Source organism: Streptomyces acidiscabies (assembly GCF_020010905.1).
Classification (GTDB): domain Bacteria; phylum Actinomycetota; class Actinomycetes; order Streptomycetales; family Streptomycetaceae; genus Streptomyces; species Streptomyces acidiscabies.
Genome location: NZ_JAGJBY010000001.1, coordinates 5362397 through 5382851, shown reverse-complemented (window position 1 = coordinate 5382851; position 20455 = coordinate 5362397). Strand labels below are relative to the sequence as shown.

At 70.4% G+C, this 20455-nt stretch carries 16 protein-coding genes; 9 read left to right on the top strand and 7 right to left on the bottom strand.

Annotated features, from left to right (window positions below; translation table 11 throughout):
- Window positions 1-14: 14 nt before the first annotated feature.
- Window positions 15-1133 carry a pyridoxal-phosphate-dependent aminotransferase family protein gene (locus J8M50_RS24455; RefSeq protein WP_010359139.1) on the bottom strand — a complete coding sequence of 373 codons (1119 nt, stop codon included), beginning with the start codon at window positions 1131-1133 and terminating at the stop codon, window positions 15-17.
- A gap of 480 nt (window positions 1134-1613) precedes the next feature.
- On the opposite strand from J8M50_RS24455, the gene J8M50_RS24450 reads away from it, so the two are divergent.
- The 5 genes from J8M50_RS24450 (at window position 1614) to J8M50_RS24430 (ending at window position 7019) form a co-directional block, all read left to right on the top strand.
- Window positions 1614-2480, top strand: coding sequence for an isocitrate lyase/phosphoenolpyruvate mutase family protein (locus J8M50_RS24450; protein WP_010359140.1), 867 nt, complete (start codon window positions 1614-1616; stop codon window positions 2478-2480).
- A gap of 74 nt (window positions 2481-2554) precedes the next feature.
- Window positions 2555-3679, top strand: coding sequence for a phosphonopyruvate decarboxylase (aepY, locus tag J8M50_RS24445; RefSeq protein ID WP_010359141.1), 1125 nt, complete (start codon window positions 2555-2557; stop codon window positions 3677-3679).
- A gap of 34 nt (window positions 3680-3713) precedes the next feature.
- Entirely contained in the window at window positions 3714-5402 is a 1689-nt protein-coding gene (locus J8M50_RS24440) for an Sden_1168 family B12-binding radical SAM P-methyltransferase (protein ID WP_050370317.1), read from the top strand.
- Between the two features lie 9 nt (window positions 5403-5411).
- Window positions 5412-6305: an Sden_1164 family protein gene (locus tag J8M50_RS24435; protein WP_010359143.1), complete on the top strand. Its 894-nt coding sequence runs from the start codon at window positions 5412-5414 to the stop codon at window positions 6303-6305.
- 90 nt (window positions 6306-6395) lie between these two features.
- Window positions 6396-7019, top strand: coding sequence for a LysE family translocator (locus J8M50_RS24430; RefSeq protein ID WP_010359144.1), 624 nt, complete (start codon window positions 6396-6398; stop codon window positions 7017-7019).
- On the opposite strand, the gene J8M50_RS24425 is transcribed toward J8M50_RS24430, so the two are convergent.
- The 5 genes from J8M50_RS24425 to J8M50_RS24405 form a co-directional block, all read right to left on the bottom strand.
- Window positions 6985-7623: a ribonuclease FAU-1 family protein gene (locus tag J8M50_RS24425; RefSeq protein ID WP_010359145.1), complete on the bottom strand. Its 639-nt coding sequence runs from the start codon at window positions 7621-7623 to the stop codon at window positions 6985-6987. The two genes, J8M50_RS24430 and J8M50_RS24425, sit on opposite strands and share 35 nt — an antisense overlap.
- Window positions 7624-7730: 107 nt before the next feature.
- Window positions 7731-8825 carry an SGNH/GDSL hydrolase family protein gene (locus J8M50_RS24420; protein WP_010359146.1) on the bottom strand — a complete coding sequence of 365 codons (1095 nt, stop codon included), beginning with the start codon at window positions 8823-8825 and terminating at the stop codon, window positions 7731-7733.
- Between the two features lie 46 nt (window positions 8826-8871).
- Window positions 8872-10794: an alpha-L-fucosidase gene (locus J8M50_RS24415; protein ID WP_010359147.1), complete on the bottom strand. Its 1923-nt coding sequence runs from the start codon at window positions 10792-10794 to the stop codon at window positions 8872-8874.
- 156 nt (window positions 10795-10950) lie between these two features.
- On the bottom strand, window positions 10951-12045 hold the full coding sequence (locus J8M50_RS24410; RefSeq protein WP_010359148.1) for an SGNH/GDSL hydrolase family protein: 1095 nt from the start codon (window positions 12043-12045) through the stop codon (window positions 10951-10953).
- Between the two features lie 225 nt (window positions 12046-12270).
- Window positions 12271-13110, bottom strand: a complete 840-nt coding sequence (locus J8M50_RS24405; protein WP_029184509.1) for an SDR family oxidoreductase — start codon at window positions 13108-13110, stop codon at window positions 12271-12273.
- A gap of 97 nt (window positions 13111-13207) precedes the next feature.
- Between J8M50_RS24405 and J8M50_RS24400 the strand changes: the two genes are divergently transcribed.
- The gene (locus J8M50_RS24400) at window positions 13208-13579 is read left to right on the top strand and encodes a winged helix-turn-helix transcriptional regulator (protein ID WP_029184510.1); all 372 of its coding nucleotides are present in this window, start codon (window positions 13208-13210) and stop codon (window positions 13577-13579) included.
- Between the two features lie 50 nt (window positions 13580-13629).
- The gene (locus J8M50_RS24395) at window positions 13630-14139 is read left to right on the top strand and encodes a GNAT family N-acetyltransferase (protein ID WP_010359151.1); all 510 of its coding nucleotides are present in this window, start codon (window positions 13630-13632) and stop codon (window positions 14137-14139) included.
- Window positions 14140-14197: 58 nt separating this feature from the next.
- Here the strand turns inward: J8M50_RS24395 and J8M50_RS49735 are convergent, their stop codons facing one another.
- Window positions 14198-15742: a cellulose binding domain-containing protein gene (locus J8M50_RS49735; RefSeq protein ID WP_029184511.1), complete on the bottom strand. Its 1545-nt coding sequence runs from the start codon at window positions 15740-15742 to the stop codon at window positions 14198-14200.
- A 243-nt stretch (window positions 15743-15985) separates the two neighbouring features.
- Here J8M50_RS49735 and J8M50_RS24380 point away from each other — a divergent pair, with 243 nt between their 5' ends.
- The gene (locus J8M50_RS24380) at window positions 15986-19201 is read left to right on the top strand and encodes a S8 family serine peptidase (RefSeq protein WP_010359154.1); all 3216 of its coding nucleotides are present in this window, start codon (window positions 15986-15988) and stop codon (window positions 19199-19201) included.
- Between the two features lie 173 nt (window positions 19202-19374).
- Window positions 19375-20325, top strand: coding sequence for a D-alanyl-D-alanine carboxypeptidase family protein (locus J8M50_RS24375; RefSeq protein ID WP_010359155.1), 951 nt, complete (start codon window positions 19375-19377; stop codon window positions 20323-20325).
- Window positions 20326-20455 lie beyond the last annotated feature (130 nt).

Below are 20455 nucleotides of genomic sequence, written 5' to 3'. Positions count from 1 at the left end.
TCGGTGCCGGGTGCTCAGACCTGCGGTGCGGGCGCGGTGACCTTGTCGTAGGCGGCGAGGAAGCCGGTGATGTCGTCCTCGGTCAGCCGGCCCATCGTGGCCACTCTGAACTCGTGCTCCCCGGGGGACTGTCCGGCGTACACGACGTACCCCTCGGCCTTGAGTCCGTCGTGGAGCGCCTCGTAGGTGAGGCCGTCGGGCAGGCGGAAGGCGGTCAGGGAGCTGGAGCGCTGGTCCGGGGGCAGGCGCGGGCTCAGTCCGCGGTCGGCGAGACCGGTGCGGACCTGTTCGGACAGGGTGGCGTAGCGGGCTCCGCGGGTGGGGACGCCCTCCTGGAGCATGAGGTCGAGGGCGGTGTCGAAGGCGGTCATGGTCTGCACCGGGAGCGTGAACAGGGAGGTGCCGTCGTGTTCCTGGGCGGTGTGGTGGCGGTGCAGGTCGAGGGAGAAGGTGCGTGGCGGCACGGTCTCCAGCGCGGCGAGCCGCTCGCGTGGGGCGACGACGAAGCTGAGTCCGGGGTAGCCCTCCAGGCATTTGTTGGCGGTGCCGACGCACCAGTCGACGTGGTCGGCGTCCAGGTCGAGCGGTTCGGCTCCGAGGCTGCTGACCGCGTCGACGATGAGGGATCTGCCGTGACGTGCCGTCAGGGTGCCCAGTTCCCGCAGCGGGTTGAGCATGCCGGTGCTGGTCTCGTGGTGGACGGCGGCGACGTGGGTGAGGGAGGGGTCGTCGGCGAGGGCGTCGTCGACGGCCTTCAGGTCGAGGGGGGCGCCGTGGCCGAGGTCCAGGTAGCGGTGCGGGAGTGCGTGGACGGCGGCGATCTGGCGCAGGCGTTCGCCGTAGTGACCGTTGCCGACGATCAGGACGCGGCCGTCGGGCGGGATCACCGAGCTGATCGTCGCCTCCAGGGCGGAGGTGCCGGAGCCGCCGAGCAGGACGGCGCTGTGCCGTTCGTCGCCGCCGCAGACGAGGGTGACCTTCTGCCGGATCAGGGACAGCAGCCGCAGCACCTCGGGTTCGCGGTGGCAGCGGTCGGGGGAGGCGAGGGCGGCGCGCACGTCGTCGTGCACGTTCACGGGTCCGGGGTTGAGAAGAACCTGCCGGGTTTCGGGGACGGTCGGGGATGACGTCATGGGCCGGGCTCCAGGAAGTTGGCGCGGACGGCATGGGCACGAGGCGTACTCGTGGGGCGGAGGCGCGAAGGCGCACCGCGGGTCCGTGGCCTGGTGGGTGACCGAGCAGCAGATCACCGATGAGTGAGCGGGAGCCTATGCCCGGCTCCGGGGAGCGGCAATGGAGCACGCCCGCAATGACTGAAAAGCTGCGGTCCCGTCGGAGGTGAACAGTGATTTACCTCCAGGTTGCCTCCCGGCTGATTGCTGTTTTACGCAATCTGACCGGGAGGCCGGAAACCAGGCTTGTTTGAATCCTAAATGGCGTCGTAGGGTATTTCCGGCAGGACCTCTTGACCCCCCACGGCATCCAAGGTCGTGCTGCCGTTCCGGGCGGTCGCCTCCCGCTCCTTTCGACACCTCCCCTCAACGTCGACATCCGAGCAGGCATTCAGGTCCACCCCTCCACCGCGCTCGTTGAAGAGAGGGTGTTACACGCGTATGCAGCGCATCACTCACCGCTCGTTCCGTTCGGTCCTCGAAGGCAGGGCCGATGACGTCGTCCGCATAGCCGGCGCCCATGACGCCCTCGGCGCCCTGCTCGCCGAGGAGGCGGGATTCCAGGCCGTCTGGTCCTCGTCCCTGGAGGTTTCGGCCGCTCGCGGGCTGCCCGACGCGAGCTTGCTCGGCATGGACGAATACCTGCGGGCCGCGGCTCAGATGCAGAGCGTCCTGGGCATACCGGTCGTCGTCGACTGCGACACCGGGTACGGCGGCCGGATGAACGTGGCCCACATGGTGCACGAGTTCGAGGCCGCGGGACTGACCGCCGTGTGCATGGAGGACAAAGTCTTCCCCAAGATCAACAGTTTCGCGGGCGGCGATCAGGCGCTGGTCGACGCCGATGAATTCGCCCACCGGATAGAGATCGCCAAGAACGCGCAGAGCACGGCGGAAATGGTCGTCATCGCGCGCACCGAGGCAATGATCTGCGGGCTCGGCGTGGATGCCGCGCTGAAAAGATGCATGGCATATGCAGATTCTGGCGCGGACGCGGTACTCGTCCATTCCAAGTCCAGCAATCGCAAAGAGGTTTCCGAATTCCTGGATAAGTGGGACGCCCGCTGTCCCGTGGTCATCGTCCCGACCACCTATCCCGACTGGCACGTCGCGGACATCCGCGAAGCGGGCGTGGCGGCCGTGATCTACGCGAACCACGGGCTGCGGGCGACGGTCAGCGCGCTGCGTGCCACCTTCCGCTCCGTGTACGACCACGGCCACACACTGGCGGTCGAGGAACGCATCGCCAGCGTGCAGGACGTCTTCGCGCTGCAACGGCTCGACACCTGGCGGGCGCTGGAGGACTAGCCCGTCTACCGAGCCGGGGAGGCGCCCGCCTCGTCCGGCACCGACCGAGCCGCCACGATCTCCCGGGAAACCCCATGGACAACGTCCACCTGGATGCCTCCGCCGTCGCCGGCACCTTCCTCGACGCCGGCTTCGGACCCTTCACCGGTGTCCCCTGCTCCTTCCTCGGTCCCCTGATCAGCGCTCTGCAGACCGAGCACCCCGACGCCTACTTCCCGGCCGCGAACGAGGGCGAGGCCGTGGCGATCTCGGCCGGCGCCCGGCTCGCGGGCCGCCGTCCCGTGGTCATCCTCCAGAACTCCGGGCTCGGCAACACCGTCAACCCCCTCACCTCGCTCTGCCACACCCTGCGCCTGCCGGTGCTGCTCCTGGTCACCTGGCGCGGCCGTCCGGGCCATCCCGACGAGCCGCAGCACCGGCTGATGGGCCGTATCACCCCCGAACTGCTGACCTCGATGGAGATCCGGCACGAGCAGTTCCCCGCCGATCCCGGCCGTCTCGCGGGCACCCTGCGGCTGGCGCAGGCGCACATGGAGGCCACCCGGCTGCCGTACGCGCTGATCGTCCCCAAAGGCACGCTCGCCCCCTACCGCGCCGCACCGCCGCCGGACGCGGGGCGCGGGGAACTCATGCTGCGGGCCGACGCGATCGGCCGGGTCGTCAAGTCCGTCGCCGAGGACGCGCTGATCGTCGCCACCACCGGCAAGACCGCGCGCGAGCTGGAACGGGACTGGGACCGCGCCGGCAACCTCTACGTCGTCGGCTCCATGGGGTGCGCCTCCAGCGTCGGACTCGGCGTCGCGCTGGGCGCCCCGGACCGGGACGTCGTCGTCCTCGACGGCGACGGCGCCGCGCTGATGCGCCTGGAGTCCCTCACCACCATCGGCCGCCAGGCGCCGCCCCGGCTGCTGCACATCCTGCTCGACAACGAGTCGTACGAATCGACCGGCGGCCAGCCCACCGTGTCCGGCGGCGTCGACTTCTGCGCCATCGCCTCCGCCTGCGGCTACCGCTCGGTCGCCGAGGTCAGCGAGGCCGGGATGCTCACGGCCGCGGTCGCCCGGGCCCGCACCCGGCCGGGACCCCACCTGGTGCGGGTCCGTATCCGTCCCGGCTCCGACCCCTCGCTGGGCCGCCCGGCCCTCACCCCGCCCGAGGTCGCCGCACGGTTCGCCGCAGCCGCGGCCACTGCCGCATGACGCCATCCCCCCACTGCAAGAGGAGCGACCGCCGATGACCGAGGAGACTTCCGGAGCGCAGGAACGTGACCTCCGGGTGAAGCAGGGCAAACTCGACCAGCACCTGCCCCAGGAGAGCCCGCTGCGGATCTACCTGGCCGAGAAGGACGAGACCGCCCGCGTCCGCAAGCCCCGCCCCAGCGGACCCCAGCTGCTCGACGTCGCCGAGCCGCTCGGCCGGCTGCCGCGGACCCTGCTCGTGATGCCGCCGATGTGCATGTACGAGGGCGCAGTCAAACGCGTCGTCCCGCCCATCGGCCTGTGCTACATCGCGGGCGCGCTGGAGGCGGAGGGCATCGACATCGACGTCCTCGACTGCATCGTCGAAGGCATCGACGAGGAGGTGCGCGTCGCCGAGGGCGTGTGGAACATGGGCATGACCGAGGAGCGGTTCCGCGCCTACATCGCCGAGAACGACTACGACGTCGTCGGCTTCACCATGATCTACTCCTCCGACCTCCAGAACCTCTACCGGTACGCGCAACTGGTCAAGGAGGTCAAGCCGGAGACGACCGTCATCGCGGGCGGACTGCACGCCAGCATCTACGCCAGCCGCTTCCTGAAGGACGCGGTCCAGGACGGTGTGCCGTTCATCGACTACGTCCTGCGCGGCGAGGGCGAGATCCGCCTCGGCCCCTTCCTGCGCAACCTCGCCGACGGCAGGATCGACACCAACGCGGACGGCCTCGCCGGCCGGCGCGACGGCAAGGTCTTCGCCAACCCCCAGTTCGCGCGGATCACCGACCTCGACGGGCTGCCGTTCCCTGCGTACCACAAGCTCCCGCTGGAGAAGTACTTCGCGCACAACGTGCCGTTCTCCCCCTACCCGCGCGGCAAACGCGTCCTGCCGCTGTACACCTCCCGGGGCTGTCCCGTCGGCTGCACCTTCTGCGCCAGCACCAACTTCTCCAAGCAGTACCTCGCGCGCACCCCCGACAACGTCATCGCCGAGATCCAGTACTACAAGGACCGCTTCGGGGTGGACGAGGTCCAGTTCGCCGACGACAACCTCACCTTCGACCGCAAACGCGCGCAGGAACTCTTCGAGAAGATGGTCCCGCTGGAGCTGCCCTGGTGCACACCCAACGGCATCATGGTCAACACGCTCAGCCCGCCCCTCGTCGACCGCATGGTGGAGTCCGGCCTCTACCAGATCACCCTGTCCCTCGACAGCGGCAGCGCGGAGACCCTCAAGGAGAAGCACCGCAAACCCGTCGACCTGACCAAGGTCCCCGACCTCATGGCCTACCTCGACGGCCTCGACGTCCTCATGCACGGCACCCTCGTCGTCGGGATGCCCGGCGAGACCGAGGAGCAGATCAAGGAGGGCTTCGCCTACGTCGAGCAGTTGCCGTTCCACTCCATCAACGTCTTCATCGCCGCCGCGATCCCCGGCTCCGAACTCTTCGAGGAGTCCGTCAGCAACGGCACGATCACCTACGAAGGCGCCCTGCACATCGACACCGCCCGCTCCACCCTGCAACTGTCGGAGATCTCCGCCGCGACCCTGGAGAAGCTCGTGGGCGGTTTCCTCCAGCGCTACAACCAGGCCATCTACGAACGGGACCCGGTGGCCTGGGAGCGCAAGTACGAGGAGCACCGCGAACGGCTGTCCCGCATCTGCGTGGGCTCCGCCTCCGCGATCACGTCCACCATCATCGACGTCAGCAGCGCGGCGAGCTGAGGAGCCACCATGACCGAATGCGCGATCGTCCTCGCCGCCGGGGAGAACCGGCGGATGGGCTCGGTGGAGGGGGTCTCGCTGCCCAAGTCGCTCCTGCCGATACGGCAGGAGGACGCACCGTCGGCGGCGGCCCTGCCCGGTTCGGCCGGGGAGCACACCAGCTTCATGAGCCGGCATCTGGAGCTGTTCCGGAGCATCGGGGTCGAGCGGACCTTCGTCGTCGTGAGCCCGGCCGGCCTGCCCTGGTTCGAACCGTTCGGCAAGGACGACGGCGTCGAACTCGTCGTCGTGGACACCCCCGATGAGGAGCGCACCGGGTCCAGTGTGAGCATGCTCGCCGGGCTGCGGGCAGCGCTCGCCTGGCGGCCCCAGGGAGCGCGCACCCTGGTCACGGACGCGGACATCGTCTACGAACGCGGGGTGCTGGACCGCATCGTCGCCGAGAGCGCCGCCGGCGCCGGAGCGAGGCTGAGCGTGGTGAAGCGGGTCAGCGGCGACAGCGAGGAGGTACGGGTCTACGGCCTGAGCGCCGACCAGCCCCTGCTGATCGGCAAGGGGATGACCGACACGATGACCCAGGGGCTGTCCCTGCTGGGCGAGAGCCTCGGGCTCATCGCTCTGGACACGTCGACCGCCAAGCTCGCCGCCGAGATCACCGAGTGGATCGTCGGGGACCCGCCGGAGCGGCGGCCCTACGGCTACAGCGGCCGGCTGTCCGAGCACGAGGAGGTCTGGCAGTACCTGTTCACGCTGGGGCTGCTCGAACTGACCGAGTTCCCCGGGAGTCTGCTCTTCTCGGAGTGCGATTTCCCCGAGGACTACCGCGCGATCCGAGAAGGGCTGTTCCCGCAGATCGCGCGAGGGGACGAGCTGAAGGAGAAGGCGGGACCGCTGCTCCTTTGAGGGAGACGGCGCGGTGGGGGGAGAGCGTCCTTGTGCGCTCTCCCCCGGCCGCAGGAGACGGTGCCGTTCCCGTTCGAGAGGCTTTTTCCTGTGCCGCACCCCTACGCGATCGTCACCTTCGCGCTGGCCCTGCTCCCGCTGACGATCGCCCCTGGAGCCAGTCTCACTCTGCTGATCCAGCAGGTCGCGGAGGACGGCCGCAGACAGGCCTGGTCCGTGATCCTGGGCACCACCACTGGGATCTACGCGCACGCCACCCTCGCGGCCGTCGGCCTTTCGGCGCTGGTGATGAGTTCGCAACGCGCCTTCACGGCCGTCCAGTTGACCGGTGCGGTGTTCCTGGTCGGCCTCGGGATCTGGACCTGGCGCAGTGCCGGACCGACGGCGGCAGGCACACCATCGCGACGGCGCTGGCCGGCCTGGGCCTCCTCGACGTACTCGAAGGCCCTGATGATGAACCTGCTCAACCCGAAGGCCGTGTCGATCTACCTCATCCTGGCTCCCCAGTTCATCCGCTCGGGGCACCAGTTCGCCGCGCAGATGCTCTCCTTGGCCACGGTCCATGCCGTCATGACCGCACTGTGGCTGGGCGGCTGGACGTTCCTCGTGGAAAAGGCCGCTCACATCACGCGCACCCCCCGGTTCAAGATCGCCCTCACCCGGGTGACGGCGGTCGTCTTCATCGCCCTCGGGGTCCGCGCCGCCCTGTCCTGAGCGGCGCGTCCCACTCCAGCGACGCGAGTTCCACGGCGCCCGGCACGCTCCACCCCTCAGGCATCCGCCAGTCACGCCACGACTCCCACCAGTCGCGCCCGCGTCCGACCGCGTCACGCACCTCGCGGGCGGCCCGGCGTACGGCGTCGGCCTCCTCCGGCTCGAACTCGCCCCGCCCGGCGCGCGCTTCGAACTCTTCGAGGTCCTTCCACCGCGGCGCCGAGCCGTCGGCCGGGATCACCAGGTCCAGCTCAAGGTCCAGGGTGTCGAAACCCCGGTCCGTACGCCGCAGCGGGCGCTGGAAGTTGACGTACCAGTCGGCGAACTCGTCGCCCTCCCAGCGGCCCCAGACGGCGTACCAGTCGCCCGGCCGCTGGAGCTGGAGAACGCCCGCGGAGCGCCAGAACCGGTCGGACGCCGCCCAGGGGTGTGCGCCGAGGCTGAAGTCGCTTCCGCCGAAGGTGAGTCGGGTCCCCTGGTGCACGTACACGGCGAGCAGGTCCGGTGCGTCCAGGACGACCCGGACCGGGTAGACGACCCACTCCTTGCCGTCGAGGACCTCGCTGCGGACGATGACCTCACCGGGTGCGAAGGACCGGCTCACACGATCACCCCTGGGTGGTAACTCCCCCGACCGATACGCCAGTTGCCGAAGGTATCAGCGCGACCACGGCCGTGTCGGGTGGTTCTCGGTGCGGAAAACCGCAGGTGTCATCCGGCGGCGAGAGTCGTCCACTTCTGGTTGGTGCCCCCGTGGCAGTCCCACAGCTGGAGCTGGGTGCCGTCGGCCGTGGTGGAGCCGGGGACGTCGAGGCAGCGGCCGGAGGCGGGGTTGCGGTAGCCGCCGTTGTAGGCCTGCCAGACCTGGTTGGCACCGCCGTGGCAGGTCCACAGGTGCGTCTTCGTGCCGTTGGCGGTGCCCGCGCCGACGACGTCGAGGCACTTGCCGAGGGAGCGCAGGGTGCCGTCGGTGTAGGCGGACCACAGCTGCTGTGCGCCGTCGCCGCAGCTCCAGGTCTGGACGGCGGTTCCGTCGGCGGTCCCGGCGCCGGCGACGTCCAGGCACTTGCCGGCGATGCCGGAGGCCACGCGGGCGGGGGCCGGGGCGGGGTTTCGCAGCCAGCCTGCGGCGTCGGCGGTGCGGACGCCCTGGTGGAAGGCGGCGGCCATCTTCTCGTAGCCCGCGTCGTTGGGGTGCAGGGCGTCGGCCAGATCGGACCTGGTCAGGGCGCTCATGTCCACGTACCCGACGTGCCGGCCCGCCGCCTGCGCCTCGTTCACGATCTGCGGGACGGCCTGGTTGTACGCGGCGCGGTACTGCTCCTCGGAGCCGCTGGTGGACACGACGAGGGAGGCCACGAGGACCGTCGCGTCGGGCGCGGCGGCGGTGATCCGCTCGACCAGCGACTTCAGCCGGGCGGTGGCCGTGGAGACCTGGTACGACCGGTCGAGGTCGTTCGTCCCGATCATCAGCGTCACGACGTTGGGCCGGTAGCGGGTCAGCGCGGCGTCGGCGAGCTCGGCGATCTGGTGGATCAGGTATCCGGAGTGGCCCTCGTTGTCGGGGTCGGACATCGAGCCGGCTCGCCCGGTGCCGACGAAGTCCACGGGATGGCCGTCCGCCGCGAGCTTGTTGTACAGCGAACTCCGGTAGCCGTTCCCCGTGCTGCTGCCTACGCCCCAGGTGATCGAGTCGCCCATCGGCATCAGGCGCACGGGGGTGGTGGGGGCGGCGGAGGCGGGGGCCGCCGAGCCGAACACGGCGGCGACGAGCACGGCCGTCAGGAGGGTCCAGAGCTTTCTCACAGAACGTCCTTTTCTCTGAGTAAGTCGGATCGATGAAGGGGTCGGCTCACGAGGTGGTGAAGGGCCGGTCGTAGAGCTCCAGGCTGCGGATCGAGGCCCAGGCGCCGGAGGGCAGGCCGGTGACGGTGACCCGTACGTACCGGGCCTGCGTCTGGAAGGCGGCGACCTGTACCTGTGCGGTGGCGGTCGTGGCGGACAGGTCGGCCAGGGTGGTCCAGCCGGCGTCGTCGGGGGAACCCTCGATCCGGTAGCGGTAGTTCGTGTCCGGGAACTCCCAGGCGATCCGCGCTCCGGTCAGCTGCCTGCGCTCCCCCAGGTCCACCTTCAGCCACTCGCCGCTGCCGCCCCCGGCCGCGCACCAGCGGGTGGCGGTGGAGCCGTCGACGGCCCTGGCCGCCGTGTTGCCGTGGGCGCTCTCCTGGCTGCTCGCCGTGGCGGTCCGGCCGGCGGCGATGTCGGACGGCTCCACGGAGCGGTCCAGCGTGACGCCGACGACGCTGTCCTCGGGGACACGCGTGCGGTCAATACCGGTGACGGTCACCGAGCCGTCCGGGCCGACGGTGTACGGCAGGCCGGTGCCCGTGGCGACGTCGAAGACGCGGGTGACCCGGGCGTCCCCGGTGGACGGGGTGGTGAAGGCGGTGCCGCTGTGGCCGGGCAGCAGGTGGACGTAGAAGGTGTCGCCCCGGTAGGTGAAGCCGTGGCGGCCGTCCACGGGTTGCCAGGGGCCGCCGCGCGTGCCGTAGACGGCCTCGCCGCAGGTGGTCAGGAAGGCGCCGACCCGGCGCACCGCCGCCGCCTGGTCGGCCGGTATCGCGCCGGTGCGGTCCGGGCCGACGTTGAGCAGGCAGGTCATGTTCCGTACCCAGGCGTTGACCAGGATGTCCATGATGGCGCCGAAGCTCATCACGGGCGCGCCGGCCGTGTAGCCCCAGGCGCCGCCGATGGTGAAGCACTTCTCCGCCAGCTTCCCGGAGCGGATCGCGCCGGTCGGCACGGCACCGCCCTCCTCGCTGGCGTAGTCGCCGATCCAGCCGGAGCGCAGGGTGGTGACGATGTCGGGCTGGTGCTTGCGGACGAGGCCGGTCAGCCCCAGGGGTTTCCCCGTCTCGGTGTCGGTGTCGCCGTATGCGGCGTCCACCGGCCACTCGTTGGCCGGGTCCCGGAACCTGCCGGGTTCCCAGAAGAAGGCGGCGTCCGCGTCGGAGCCCTGCTGGCCCAGCCAGCCGCCGTCCCACCACAGGTCGTCGATCGTGCCGTACTGGGTGACCAGCTCCTTGACCTGCTGGTACACCTCGTTCTTCATGATCCGTGCGTTCTCGTGGTGCGCGGGGTCGGTGACGTACCCCCACTTGTTGGGCAGGCAGCCCGTGCCGTGGACGTCGTAGTAGCCGGGGTAGCGCCAGCTCAGGGGCGAGTAGTACAGGCCCACGCGCAGTCCGGCATCGCGTACGGCGGAGACGTACCGGCCGATGAAGTCGCGCCCCAGCGGTGCCTGGCCGGAGTGCCAGGCGTTCGGGTGCGTGGACGGCCACAGGGCGAACCCCTCGTGGTGGCGGGCGGTCAGGACGGTGTACCGGGCGCCCATGTCCCTGGCGAGGCGCGCCCATGCGGCGGGGTCGTACGCGTCGGCGGTGAACTGCGCGGGGCCCTCGTCGGTGACGTACCTGCGGTAGTTCTCCGGGGTGACGGCCGCGTTCTCCATGTACCACTCGCCCTTGGCCGGGCCGGCGTACACCCCCCAGTGGATGAACATGCCGAGCTTGGCGTCCTGCATCCAGCGGATCTTCTCGTCGGGCTGCTGCTCGACGCCCAGGTCCGGCCGGGGGATCCGCAGTGGGGGCAGGGGCAGGGGCTGGTTCGCGGCAGCGGCGTGGGCGGGGGGCGCCAGGACCGGCGGCACCACTACGGCAGCCGTCATGGCGGCCACGCCGGTCAACGCCGTGCGGCGGCTGATCGGTTGGGACACGGCTCTCTCCTGCCTATCCATGGGATGTATTAGCGGGTGCACAGGCGGCAGTTGTCCAGAACCGGGGCAGAAGTAGCCTTAAATCAGCGGTACTTGTGTGGCTCGCTTCCGCCCAGGGAATGCTTTACATCGGATGTATCGGCGAGGGTGGGCGCCTTACCAGCCTGTCGGCAGGCCGGAGAGGAAGGGGGTGAGCCGGTCGGCGATCAGGCGGTCGTCGTGGGCGGAGTAGTGCCAGTCGCAGCCGAGGAAGTCCAGGCCCTCGTCGTCGAGGAACCAGTACCGCACCCGGCTGTCCCCGGCGGCGTTGCGTGCCCTCACGACCTGCTGGACATGGTCGGCGTACCGGCCCGCGCCCACCGCCACGATGGTGGTGTCGGCGCCGTAGCGGGTGCGCAGCTTCTGGACGAAGTCGCCGTAGGCGGCGCGGTAGGCGGATGCGAGGCTGTCCGGTGTCCAGGGTTCGCCGGGGTTGGGGGCGGTCGAGAAGTCGTTGGTGCCGAGGTTGATCACGACGACCTGGGGGCGCCAGGTTCCGGGGTTGTGCCAGACGTCGCCGGGCACGTTCAGCAGGGCGCGGTCGTAGTAGGTCCGGTACGTGACGTCCGGCGAGCCGCCGTTGTAGTTGCGCACCATGCCGAGGCCCGAGTAGCCGTTGACCTGGTAGTCGGCGCCGAGGCGCCGGGCGGTGAGGGCGCCGTAGCTCGCGTCGGTGTTGGTGGTCCTGCGCAGTTGGTCCCCGGTGCAGGTGCGTGAGGTCGAGAGGTTGCCGTAGCCGACCGTCAGGGAGTCGCCGATGAACTCGATCTGGCGGCTGCGGGCGACGGGCTTGGCCAGTACGGCGCCGCCGGGTGCGGCGAGGAAGCCGCCGAAGGAGCCGGTGCTCCAGGGGGTGTCGTTGCGCTTGACGAGACGGACGGTGTGCGTGCCGTTCGCCAGGCCGTTGATCCAATGCGTCGTGCTGCTGGGGGTGACGAGTGTGGCGACCGTGGTTCCGTCGATCTGTACGTCGTAGTCGGCGGCCGGGTCGTCGAGGACGACGCCCACGCCGGTGCCGCTGAAGCGTCCTTCGAAGTACACGCCGGGCCAGCTGTACCGAAGCGTGCCGCCCGCGTCCTGGACCCGCCCCGCCGTGTGCACCTGCGCTTCTGCCGCGTTCGCGTCGACCGGTAACGCCACCATCAGGGCGGTCGCCGCCGCGAGCAGCGCCGTCCGCATCACGCGTCGCGGGGTCTTCGAGGTGATGGTCATGAGGGGTGCCTCCTCGCTGGGATTCGTACGAACGTAGAAGCTCCGGCCGGGACCGGTGGTGGGCCGGAATCGTCCAGTGCTGGTCGTTTTCCGCCAGGCGATGCGGAAGTCGTCTTGGAATCGCTCCTCGTACGGGTGGTACGGCTGAGATTCGACGGCCGTGAACGAGGTGCTGTCCCGGTTGCAGGAGGCACTGCGCACGCCCAGCAGAGACAGGGAGCGGGCTCAGCGGAACGCGGCGACGTTGCGGGCGGCCCAGTCGGTGAAGGGGCGCGGGGTGGTACCGAGGACCCGCTGAACGTCCGGGCTGACGCGCAGTTCGTCCTGGTTCGGAGATCCGAGGATGTCCAGGGTGTCGTCGGCCAGCTCCGCCGGCATGCTCTGGGTCATGGCGGCCTTGGCCTCGTCACGGCTGAGTTCGTGAAACCTCACCGGCGAACCGAGCACGGCGGCGATGGCCTCTGTCTGCCGGCGCGGAGTGATCACCTCTGGGCCGGTCAGCTCGTACACACCGCCGGTGTGCCGGTCATCCAGCAGGCAGGCCGCCGCGACTGCGGCGATGTCGGCCGGGTCGATGATCGGCACCCCTGTGTCCCCGAAGGGCGCGGCGACGACCCGACGCGAGCGGACGGACTCGGCCCACCACAGGGCGTTGGAGGCGAAGCCGCCCGGCCGCAGGATGACCCACTCAAGGCCGGACTCCCGCAGCGTGTCCTCCAGTGCGCGCATCGCCATCCGCGTTGTGCCGAAGGGCCGGGTGACCACGCCCAGCGTGGAGAGCAGGACGACCCGGCGGACACCGCAGGCCGCAGCTTCACCGATGATGTCGGCAGGGCCGGCTCCGGTGGCGTGCAGGTCGCCGGACAACAGCAGGAACAGCGCCTTCGCGCCGGACAGCGCGGGCTTGAGGCCGGCCGGCTCGGACAGGTCGGCCACCACGTGGCGGACGCCGTCCGGGACTGTCGCCGAGTGCCGTGACACCGCCGTCACCTGCTGGCCCGCCTCGGCCAGTTCCCGCGTCAACGGTCGGCCGATATTCCCGGTGGCCCCGGTCACTACGAACATGATCAGCTCCTTGTCGGTCGCCCTGTCCTCTGTGGTCTTCACGCTAGGAGGGCTGGCTAACTTTTAGTAAGGACATACCTGGAAGTAAGCTCATGCCATGACGGGAAGCGTGCAGCGCAGACAGGACACGACAAGGGGGCGGTATGACGTGCTTCACACGGACTGTCCCGCGCGCGACGTGGTCGACCACGTAACCAGCAGGTGGGGCGTCTGGATTCTGATCTCCCTGCGGAGCAATTGCCTCCGGTTCTACGAGCTGCGCGAGAGCATCCAGGGCATCAGCGAGAAGATGCTCGCCCAGACTCTGCGCGCGCTGGTTCAGGACGGCCTGGTCTGGCGGGAGGTCGAGCCGACGACGCCGCCCCAGGTCACGTACGGGCTGACCGAGTTCGGCCGGGACATCGGCGAGCCGCTGACGGAGCTGTTCGACCGCATCACACGACGGCTGCCGCCCCACGGGGAGTCCTGACGGCAGAACCGCTCAAGACACCGCACCGTTTGGTTCGTAGCCTGAACTCCGTGATCACCCTTGGGCTTTCCGACAGAGCGGGACGACATGTCGTCCTGCATGAAATAAGCGACGCGAACTGGCGTGCCGTCGCGGACGTCGCTCCGCTGGACGAACAGCGCCGGTACGTGCCCGCGTTGGCGGCTCGCTATCTGCTTCTGTCGTTGCGGGAAGGCGTCTGGCACTCGCTGGCGGTCTGCGCCGATGACACGGTGGTGGGCCACATCATGTGGGGCCGCGACGAGGACGGCTCGTACTGGCTCGGGGGGATGGTGATCGACGGCGCCGAGCAGGGCAAGGGGGTCGGGCGGGCGGCGGTACGAACTCTCATGGAGTGGCTGGCCCTGCGCGAGGGCTGCCGGGAGCTTCGCTTGTCGTATCACCCGGACAACACCGTGGCGGCAAAGCTCTACGCCTCTGTGGGCTTTCAGCCGACGGAAGTTGTTTCCGGTGACGAGGTCATTGCCAGCCTGTCCGTGCTCGACGGCCGTCCGAAGGACCTCAACTCCCCGTCGCCATGACTAACGGGGGCGGGTCCGCTCGTCCGGCACACCCGCCCCAACCCTGCTATCGCCCGGCTCAGTTGAGTGTGCAGACAGCGCTGCTCGGCAGACCGGAGGCGTCCCCCGTCGCGTTGAAGCCGAACGTCGTCCGGCCGCCCGGCGGGATCGTGCCGTTGTAGTCGGCGTTCGCGCCGGTGACCGAGGAACCCGACTGCGTCAGCTTGGTGTTCCAGGCTGACGTCACCTTCTGGTTGCCGGGCCAGTTCCAGCCGGTCCGCCATCCTGTGCTGGTGGAGGTGCTGGTGTTGGTGACCGTCACCTCGCCGGTGAAGCCGCCGGACCAGGAGCTGGCCACCCGCGTGGTGGCGGTGCAGCCGGAGCCCCCGCCGCCACCCGTCGTGACCGAGACACCGACCGAGGCGGCAGAAGTGCCGCCCGCGCTGTCGTACGCCTTGACCGTGTAGGTGTAGGAGGTCGCGGCGGACAGCCCGCTGTCCGTGAAGGACGTGCCGGTGGTGGTGCCCACCGACTGCCCGTCGCGGTAGACGGTGTAACCGGCGGCGCCGGACGAGGCGTTCCAGGACAGCGAGACGCTGGTCGCGGTGGTGGCGGTCACCGCGAGGTTCGTCGGTACGTCCAGTGCCCCGCTCCCGCCGGTGGTGTAACTGACGCCGGTGTACGGCTGGGAGCACCCCGAGGAGCAGGAGCCCGGCAGGGCGAAGGTGTACGTCCGGCCGCTTTGGACGAGCTTGTCGTCGACGTCACGGACCCGGATCGTGTAGTTCGAGCCGCCCGAGGAGTTCGGGCCGATCGCGTACTGCTGTCCCAGGTCGCTGACCATGGTGGCCGACACCCACGCGGCGCCGTTGTAGTACTCGACACCGTGGATGCCGTTGGGCAGGTGGGTGACGTCGATGGTGGGCCACCACGGCGCGGCGTTCTGAACGAAGCCGATCGCGATGTCGCCGGAGTAGCCGGGCGCCGGGATGAACGACCAGGAGACGTGCCGGTTGTTCCACCGGCCCGGGTACATGTCCGCCACCGGCCGCCCGCCGAGCTGGAAGGCGTTGAGGGACTGGGTGGCCAGATCCAGGTGGTACGGGTCGTCCCGGCACCACGCGTTGGTGTCGCCGCAGCTGTCGGCGACCAGCATGTCCAGGGTCGCGCCGTTGTACTGGTCCGACGTCCAGCTTCCGTTTCGGCAGAACGCCTGGCCCGCCGCGCCGTCGTTGACGCCGGTGCAGTAGTCGCCGATCGCCACCCGGACCCAGCGACCGCAGTTGTGGCCGTTGGCGAACAGCCCCATGCGGGCGGCGTCGCCGGAGGGGATCGGCCGCGGGGTGGGCTGCCCGGCGTAACTGCCCGGCGTGTTCCACACGTTGAGCGCCACGAAGTTCTGTGACTCCAGGTTCGCCTGCGGCACTCCGCACCCGCCGTACGGCGCTCCGAGGCCGTCGAAGTGCGTGGCGTTGCCCAAGGAGTCCGCTAAAGCGACGCGCGCGGCCGGTGCGGCAGACGCGGACGGGGACGACAGGCCGGACAGGAACGACGAGACGAGCAAGAGCACGCCGAACACCGCCGTGCGAAGTAATCGACGGCGCGCGCGAGGGGTGGTGATCACGGTGACCTCCCTGGTGCCGGCCCGATGACCGGCACGTCGACAGTCCCGACCTCGCGATCCCGCTCCATCGGTCGGGTCCATGCCAATAATGCGACCGGAACCGCTCCCGGTCACACCCTCGCCGCGCACTTGAAACTTTAAGCATCCTTTGACATGAAGTGCCTTACGAAGTTCACGAGTTGGGGCGAATGATCATCGACGGCGGTCACTGCCGTCCCGCACCCCCCACAAGCGGAGAACTTCATGCACGACAACAGAAGACGAGCGGCGCTCGCGGCCACGATCCTGCTGGGAGCCTTCTCCCTGGGAGCAGCCCCCGCGCAGTCGGCCGCCGACAGCCCGAGCGGCCCAGCGCAGCGGGTCATCGTCGTCCTGCGCGACCAGCTCACCGGCCTCCCGATGCGGACGCGCTCCACCGAGCGCGCTCACGCCGCGGCCGAGGACCAGGCCCCCGTCATGGCGCAGTTGGAGAAGGACGGCGCCACCCACGTCAGCGGCATGAGCCTGATCAACGCCGTCTCCGCCACCCTGAAGCCGGACGCCATAACGCGCATCCGCGCCGACCGGAACGTGGCCGCGGTCGTACCGGACCTCCCGATACGCCTGCCCGACACGCACGGCGCCACGACGACCGCCGCGAGCACCGGCGCCCCGTCGTACTGCCCCAAGAGCCCCGCCGAGCCCCTCCTTGAACCCGAGGCCCTCCAGCTCACGCACACCGACGCCGCGCAGCGCACCGCCACCGGCAAGGGCGTGAAGGTCGCCTTCTTCGCCGAGGGCATGGACGCGGACAACCCGGAGTTCATCCGCCCCGACGGCACCCATGTGGTCACCGACCGGGAGGACTTCAGCGGCGACGGCGTGAACGCCGCGACCGGCGGCGGCGAGGCGTTCGGCGACGCGAGTGCCATCGCCGCGCAGGGCAGCCGGACGTACGACATGTCCGCGCAACTGCCGTACGCCAAGCTCCCCAAGGGCTGCACCTTCCGGATCCGCGGGTTCGCGCCCGGCGCCGAGCTGATGGACCTGCGGGTGTTCGGCAAGAACACCTGGACCTCCGGGTTCGTGCGGGCCATCGAGTACGCGGTGGACCACCACGCCGACGTCCTCAGCCAGTCCTTCGGCGGCAACACGTACCCCGACGCGGCCACCGACCCCATCCGGCTGGCCGACGACGCCGCGGTCGCCGCCGGGGTGACCGTGGTCGCCTCCAGCGGTGACTCGGGGACGTCCGGCACGATCGGTTCACCGGCCAGCGACCCGCACGTGATCGGCGTGGGCGCCTCCACGTCCTTCCGGCTGGCGGCGCAGGGCCTCGGCTACCGGAAGTGGACCAGCGACAACATCGCCGGGCTGTCCTCCGGCGGCACGACCCAGGACAACAAGCTGGTCGACCTGGTGGCCCCCGGCATGGTCGGCATGTCCGCCTGCACGGCCTCCCCGCGATTCGGCGACTGCGCCCTGCCCACCCAGGTGTTCGGCGGCACCAGCCAGGCGGCGCCCTTCGTGGCCGGCGCGGCGGCCGTCGTCATCCAGGCGTACAAGGACGCGCACGGCGGGCTGCGGCCCGCGCCGGACCTCGTCAAGCGGCTCCTGACCGGCACGGCGCGGGACCTGCACGTTCCCGCCGACGAACAGGGCGCGGGCCTGCTGGACACTGCGGCGGCCGTCCGGGCGGCACAGTCGAGCGGCGCCGAACTGATCCCCTCCGCAGGCCAGTTGACCATCACCGGCAAGCCGGGGAGCACGCAGGACACCGCCGTCTCCCTGACCAACACCGCCGCCCGCCCGCAGCGGGTCACCATGACCTCCCGCACGGTCGGCGCCCAGACCTTCAGCTCCCAGCGCAAGGTCACCGTCGGCGCGCCGCTGGCCGGGGACGACCGCGAAGGCGCGCTCGCCGCGCGGCCGTTCACCGTCCAGGTCCCCCAGGGCACCCCGCTGCTGGACGCCGAGATGGTGTGGCCCGGCACCGCCGACTCCGGGAAGCTCGCGCTGGTCCTGGTCGATCCGGACGGGCGGCTGACCCAGTTCAGCTACGACTACGACGGCTACGGCCTGCACAGCAACTACCAGCACGTCGACGTCCACGACCCGCGCCCCGGCGCCTGGACGGTCAAGGTGGTGTGGAGCAACGGCCGGATGCACCTCCAGGAGAAGCCGCTGAAGCCCGGCAGCTACCGGGGCCCGGTCACCGTCCGGCTCACCGGTCACCGCTACACCACGGCCGGGGTGCCCGAGCAGACGCGGACCGTCCCGGCGGGCGGCACCGCCCGGTTCCCCGTACGGGTCCCGCTGCCGCGTACGGCCGGTGACGCGCCGTTCTCGCTCCAGTTCGCCTCCGACGCGGGGACGCGGATGTCCCTCCCGGTGGCCCGCCGCACGCTGATCCCCACCGACCCGGCGCCGGGGCACAGCACCTCCTTCGCGGCCACCGTCACCGGCGGTGTCGGCCGGGACGTCGGCCAGACCAAGGGCTACTACCTGGACGTACCGGCGGGCCGGCGCGGACTGACCATCGACCTCACGGCCGAGGACCCCGCCGCCACCCTGGTCTACTACCTGATCAGCCCCGACGGCCAGGTCCTCGCCCGCGACACCGACCGCACCGCGGGGAAGGACAGCGTTCCGACGAAGTACGCGAGCCTCGCCGCGAACCGTCCGGCCGCCGGGCGCTGGACCCTGGTCGTCGGACTGCCCGACGCCGTCAGCGGCAAGGCGTTCAGCCAGCAGGTGACCGGGAAGGTCCGCTTCGACTCCGTGACGGCGTCGGCACCGGGGCTGCCCGACAGCGCGTCCCGCGTCCTCAAGCGCGGCAGCTCGCTCACCGTCCCGGTCCGGGTGGTCAACTCCGGCCCGGCCGTGCGGTTCTACTTCCTCGACCCCCGGCTCGACAGCATGGCCGAGATCAGCGCCTTCGAGCTCGGCGACGACAAGTCGGGGACGGGGAAGGTCAACGAGGGCGGCCCGACCTGGACCGTGCCCTCGCACACCACCGGGCTGGTCGCCACGGCGAGCGCGGACCGGCCGGTCGATCTGAACCTCTACCCCTGGACCGGCGCGCCCGCCGTGTTCGGGCGGACCGGGCCCGGCGGCACCACGGTCGCCGCCGCCCGTGCCGGCCAACTGGCCGCCGGACAGTGGATCACCGACGTCACCGACCAGGGCCCCTACCGGGACAAGCCGGCCGGCACGGGCACCGCGAAGGTCACGCTCACCGCCACGACCCAGGCGTTCGACCCGGCGGCCAAGGCCTCCACCGGTGCGTACTGGGACCCGAGCGCCGACTTCGACAGCGTCCGGGCCGCCCCCGGCAAGACGGCGACGATGCACCTGACGCTGACCCCGACCGCGCCCGCCGGCACGGTCGTCCACGGAACCGTCTACATCGACACGGACTCGCCGTTCACGGCGGGCTCCGAGCTGATCGGGATCCCGTACACGTACACCGTGGGCTGAGCCTCCACTCCCCTCTCCGCCCCGCGTGCCGTTCACGGACGCGGGGCGGAGTTCACCCAACCTGCACAACACCCGCCGCTTCCAGCGGTGTTGGCCCAGACCGAAACCGTCGAGCCTCATGTGATCGTCATACAGGCAAAGGCTTGACGAGACATCATCGAGGACGGAACGACATGGACAGCACGCACGACGGAAGAACCCCCGGCCGCCGCCGGTTCCTCGGACTGGCCGCCGCCGGCGCGGGTGCGGTAGGACTCGCCGGGCTCGGGGAGTCGGCGTTCGCCACGGACGAGACGCCGGTGCGGACGTACCGCTCCCCGTACGGGATCGACCACCGCAAGTGGGCCGTCGCGCACGTGCTGAAGAGCTCCGACCCCGCCGCCGTCGCCGCGTGGATCACCGGTACGGGGACCGCGCCCGGCGACCTCAAGGCGGAGATGGACGCGCAGGTCGGCGGGCTCGCCGACGCCGCCGCGGCCGGACTCGGCGTCCCGCGTGACACCGTCGTCGTCTCCTGGGTGCGCGCCGCGTCCGTGCAGCGCCAGATATGGGACCGCAAGTACGACTTCCTGCGCACCGGTTCGGGCGGCGCCGGGACCTTCGGGATCATCGTCGACGCCGTACGCGCCCAGTACGCCGCCCAGTTGGGCACCGACCCGCAGTGGGACCCGGACAAGGACTCGCACCGCGAGGTCTGGGCCGCGCTCACGCCCGACGAGCGGCAGATCGAGATCCTGCGCACCTCGACCGCCCCCGGCGTCTCCCGCCACCACCTCGGCAGCGACGCCGACTTCTTCGACACCACCCCGCAGAACTGGGCGGACGGCGGCCCCCAGTCCGCCCACTACACCTGGCTGCGCGCGAACGCGTCCCACTACGGCTTCCTCCAGACCTACACCTCCTCGTCCGCGCAGGGCTCCCCCGCGATCAGCGAGGAACGGTGGCACTGGTCGTACGCGCCCGTCTCCGAGGCCGTACTGGACTACATCCGCGCCGACGAGAGCGTGCTCGAAGGCGCGCTGGACCAGCTGTGGAGTTACGACCCGGCGCGGTTCACCTACATCAAGGCGCACTGGCGGGACTACATGTTCCATGTCAGCGAGAGGGCGTACTTCGGGAGTTGAGCCGCTTCAGCCCCTTGAGGATCTGGGCGGGCAGAGCCACAAGCGAGGGAGCACCGAAGACGCCGGGCGGAGCCTAGCTGTCAGCTGAGCCCCGGTTCTCCGCCACCTTCCAGCAGCCGGGCCCGGCGAA